The 4,494-nt window shown below is 67.4% G+C and carries 4 protein-coding genes and 3 pseudogenes; 3 read left to right on the forward strand and 4 right to left on the reverse strand.

Going from position 1 to position 4,494, the window contains the following annotated elements; genetic code table 11:
• The 4 genes and pseudogenes from AC2VON_RS16505 to AC2VON_RS16520 form a co-directional block, all read right to left on the reverse strand.
• Positions 1 to 127, reverse strand: a pseudogene (locus tag AC2VON_RS16505) (50S ribosomal protein L7/L12); the annotation flags it as partial.
• Between the two features lie 46 nt (positions 128 to 173).
• Positions 174 to 692: a 50S ribosomal protein L10 gene (gene rplJ / locus AC2VON_RS16510; RefSeq protein ID WP_486953914.1), complete on the reverse strand. Its 519-nt coding sequence runs from the start codon at positions 690 to 692 to the stop codon at positions 174 to 176.
• A 433-nt stretch (positions 693 to 1,125) separates the two neighbouring features.
• Positions 1,126 to 1,430 (reverse strand): annotated as a pseudogene (locus tag AC2VON_RS16515) (ROK family protein); the annotation flags it as partial.
• Positions 1,337 to 1,549, reverse strand: a pseudogene (locus AC2VON_RS16520) (hypothetical protein); the annotation flags it as partial. The pseudogenes AC2VON_RS16520 and AC2VON_RS16515, both read right to left, overlap by 94 nt.
• Before the next feature lie 147 nt (positions 1,550 to 1,696).
• Here AC2VON_RS16520 and AC2VON_RS16525 point away from each other — a divergent pair.
• The 3 genes from AC2VON_RS16525 to AC2VON_RS16535 form a co-directional block, all read left to right on the forward strand.
• A complete protein-coding gene (locus tag AC2VON_RS16525) occupies positions 1,697 to 3,043 on the forward strand; it encodes an ABC1 kinase family protein (protein WP_486953915.1) in 1,347 nt (448 codons plus the stop codon).
• 11 nt (positions 3,044 to 3,054) lie between these two features.
• Entirely contained in the window at positions 3,055 to 3,969 is a 915-nt protein-coding gene (locus tag AC2VON_RS16530; protein WP_486953917.1) for an alpha/beta fold hydrolase, read from the forward strand.
• A gap of 127 nt (positions 3,970 to 4,096) precedes the next feature.
• On the forward strand, positions 4,097 to 4,494 hold a 398-nt coding region (locus tag AC2VON_RS16535; RefSeq protein WP_486953916.1), incomplete at its 3' end, for a class I SAM-dependent methyltransferase.

Here is a 4,494-nt window from a genome sequence, read left to right on the forward strand (position 1 = left end):
CGACGGCGACCGGCGCGGCCGCGGTGACCTCGAAGGTCTCCTCGAACTTCTTGACGAAGTCCGACAGCTCCAACAGCGTCATCTCCTTGAAGGCGTCGAGCAGGTCGTCGGTGGACATTTTGGCCATGATGTGGGTCCTTTCTGATTCCGGTTAGGCAGTTTCGAGTCGCGGGCTATTCGGCAGACTTCTTTTCTTGCAGTGCGGCCGCCAGCCGAGCCACCTGCGATGCCGGAGCATTGAACAGCCCGGCCGCCTTGGACATGTTGGCCTTCATCGCGCCGGCCAGCTTGGCCAGCAGCACCTCGCGGGACTCCAGATCCGCGATGCGCTCCACCTCGCCGACGGTCAGCGGGTGACCGTCCATGTAGCCGCCCTTGATGACCAGCGCGGTGTGGTCTTTGGTGAAGTTCTTGATGGCCTTGGCGGCGTCGACCGGCTCACCTCTGACGAACGCGATCGCCGTCGGCCCGACGAACAGCTCGTCGAGGCCGTCGATGCCGGCCTCCGCTGCCGCCCTCTTGACCAGCGTGTTCTTCGCCACGGCGTAGGTGGCCGACGCGGCCAGCGAGCGGCGCAGCTCGGCCAGGTTGGCCACCGTCAGGCCGCGGTACTCGGTGATCACGGTCGCGGTCGAGTCCTTGAACTGCTCGGCGATCTGCGCAACAGCGGCGGCCTTGTCAGCGCGCGCCATTAGGCACCTCCTCGGGATCTACAGTGTCCGGTCTACCCGGGAAATGCCGAACGCCCCGACGCAAGGCGGGTCGGGGCGTCATGCTCCGTCGGCGTGCGCCGACGGGTGCCTCGTCCTCCTGCGCGGGCCGCCGGGGATTCCCGGGCCTTCAACCGATTACTCGGTGACCGACGGTCTTCGGTGGATCGGCAACCACCATAGCGTGGCCGTGGCTATCGGCCAAAACGTCGCCGATACCTCACCAGCCTTACCAGCCTTACCAGTCACCGCAACGCGACCATATGGGGATTTGCCCGCCTTCGAGCGACTGATACTGCACACCCCAGCCCGGGGAACGGGGATCAGCAGGCCTGGTCGCGCTGTCGCTCGAAGGCGGGCACTGACGCCATCCCTTCCGACCTGGGAGTGTTGGGGCAAGCGAGGCAACAGTGATTCAGGGCTCCCGGCTGAGGCCGGCCAGTGCCGCCGCACCGACCAGGCCGGCGTCGCCGCCGAGTTCGGCGGATACCACCCGCAGGCCGGCGAGAAAGTCCAGCCGGGCATAGCCGGTCAGCACTTTGGCGTCGGCTCCGGGGGCGCCCGCCAGCCGTTGGCCACCGCCCAGCGCACCATCGCCGGGCCGGACGCGACGGCTTCGACGCAGCCCCGTCCACCGCACCGGATGCCCCCGGTGGGTCCTCGGCCCACGTACTGGTGTAGTTGGCCTGCGTGTTCGCCGCCTCGCCGGCCAGGCCGTCCCCGTCGACGCGGATTCGGCTCGGCTCGGTGCACCCCCTGCAGGTGACGCGTGCCAGTTGCAGCGGCGCATCGGCCGGACCGACGAACTTCTCCGTCGACTCCGCGGAGAGCACCTGCATTCCCGCACCCTACGGCGGCCAACCTCCGCGCCGAGCGTGAAACCGTTGCGGAATTTCACCAGGATGTTCGCAACGGTTTCACGCTCGGCGTGCTGTGGCGACCCCCGTGATTCGGTAACGACCGGGCGAATTTGGCACACTGCAACAATGAGCTCGACCGTCTCCCGCCAGGTGGCCAAACTCGACCGGGTGCCGCTGCCGCTCGAGGCGGCACGGGTCGGCGCGACGGGCTGGCAGCTCGCCCGCGCCACGGCCCGCGTCTTCGCGAAGCTGCTGGCGCCAGGTCCGTTGCAGCAGAAGGTGATCAAGCAACTCCCGCGGACCTTCACCGAGCTGGGCCCCACCTACGTCAAATTCGGCCAGATCATCGCCTCGAGCCCCGGGGCGTTCGGCGAGCCACTGTCGCGGGAGTTCCGCAGTCTGCTCGACGCGGTGCCGCCCGCCGACCCCGCGCAAGTGCACCGGCTACTCGTCGAGGAGCTCGGCGCGGAGCTCGGCGAACTATTCGCCAGTTTCGATGAAACACCGATCGCGTCGGCGTCCATCGCCCAGGTCCACTTCGCCACGCTGCACAGCGGTGCAGAGGTCGTCGTCAAAATCCAGCGGCCCGGCATCCGCCGCCGGATCGCGGCCGACCTGCAGATCCTGAAACGCTTCGCCCAGGTCGTCGAGCTGGCCAAGCTGGGCCGGCGCCTGTCCGCCCGCGACGTCGTCGCCGACTTCGCCGACAACCTGGCCGAGGAACTGGACTTTCGCATCGAAGCCCAGTCCATGCAGACCTGGGTCGCCCACCTGCACGCCTCACCGCTGGGCACCAACATCAAGGTGCCCGACGTCTACTGGGACTACACCAGCGAGCGGGTGTTGACCATGCAGCGTGTGCACGGCATCCGCATCGACGACGCGGCCGCCATCGGCAAGGCGGGCTTCGACGGCGTGGAACTGGTCAAGGCACTGCTGTTTGCCACCTTCGAGGGCGGGCTGCGCCACGGCCTGTTCCACGGCGACCTGCACGCCGGCAACCTGTTCGTCGACGAGGCGGGCCGCGTGGTCTTCCTCGACTTCGGCATCATGGGCCGCATCGACCCGCGCACCCGCTGGCTGCTTCGCGAGCTGGTGTATGCGCTGCTGGTCAAGAAGGACCACGCGGCGGCCGGCAAGATCGTCGTGCTCATGGGCGCGGTCGGCACGGTCAAACCGGAGGGTCAGGCCGCCAGGGACCTGGAGGCCTTCGCCACGCCGCTGACGATGAAGTCGCTCGGCGACATGTCCTACGCCGACATCGGCCGGCAGCTCTCGGCGCTGGCCGACGCCTACGACGTCAAACTGCCACGCGAGTTGGTGCTGATCGGCAAGCAGTTCCTCTACGTCGAGCGCTACATGAAACTGCTGGCGCCACACTGGCAGATGATGTCCGACCCGCAGTTGACCGGTTACTTCGCCAACTTCATGGTCGACGTCAGCCGCGAACACAAGGACGAACTGGAGGTTTAGCGGTGGCTCCGTTGGCTCGCCAGCCCCAGCGCAGCGGAACCGCGCGCTCCGGCGACCTGGACATCTTCTACGAAGACCTGGGAAACCCAGACGACCCGGCCGTTTTGCTGATCATGGGTCTGGGCGCGCAGCTGCTGCTGTGGCGGACCGCGTTCTGCGAAAAGCTGGTCGCCCACGGCCTGCGCGTCATCCGCTACGACAACCGGGATGTCGGGCTGTCGACCAAGCTCGACCGGACACCCGCGCACGGCGCTGTGGCACCGCGGATGATCCGCTCCTGGCTGGGGCTGGGCAGCAGATCGGTGTACACGCTCGAAGACATGGCCGACGACGCCGCTGCGGTGCTGGACCACCTCGGCGTCGACCGCGCGCACATCGTCGGCGCATCGATGGGCGGCATGATCGCCCAGGTGTTCGCGGCCCGCTATGCCGACCGGACACCGTCGCTGGCGGTGATCTTCTCCAGCAACAACCGGGGGTTGCTGCCACCGCCGGCACCGCGCGCCCTGCTGGCGATGCTCACCGGTCCACCGCCCGGTTCACCGCAGGACGTCGTGGTCGACAACGCGGTGCGGGTCAGCAGGATCATCGGCGGCCCGCGCTACCCGGTTCCAGAACATCGGATCCGGGCCGAGGCGGCCGAGGCCTACCGGCGCAGCTACTACCCGTGGGGCATGACCCGCCAGTTCGGCGCCATCCTGGGCAGCGGCAGCCTGATCGGATACGACCGGCAGATCACTGCGCCGACCGTAATCATCCACGGTTTGGCCGACAAACTGATGCGGCCCTCCGGCGGACGGGCGGTAGCCCGTGCCATCGACGGCGCGCGGCTGGTGCTGTACAAGGGGATGGGCCACGAACTGCCCGAAGAGCTGTGGGACCCGGTCATCGGCGAGCTGACGGCCAACTTCGCCGCTGGCCGGTAGCCGTTTGCTCGATACGCTGCTGCCGGTGAACGGCGTCGCGCCGCTCCCCAGCGGCGCTGCTGTAGGCTGTCGGGGTTGCCTTCCTTCCACCCCCGGCCCACCAGCGACGAGGCGAATTGAACTCAGAATGCCAAAACTAGAACCAAAGTACGCCGAACTGCAGTCGATCTATGACATCTCCAATGAGTTCTTCGAGTTGTTCCTGGGCCCGACGATGGGCTACACCTGCGGGTATTTCGAACGCGACGACATGACCACCGACGAGGCGCAGAACGCCAAGTTCGACCTCGCGCTGGGCAAGCTGGGCCTGCAGCCGGGCATGACCCTGCTGGATATCGGCTGCGGCTGGGGCGGCGGCATGCAGCGGGCGATCGAGAACTACGACGTCAACGTGATCGGGCTGACGCTGAGCGAGCGGCAACGCGACTACGCTCTGGCGAAACTGGCCAAAGTCCCAACCACCCGCAACGTCGAGGTGCGGCTGCAGGGCTGGGAGGAGTTCGACGAGCAGGTGGACCGGATCGT

The sequence above is a fragment of the Mycobacterium sp. TH-M82 genome (genome assembly GCF_057473605.1).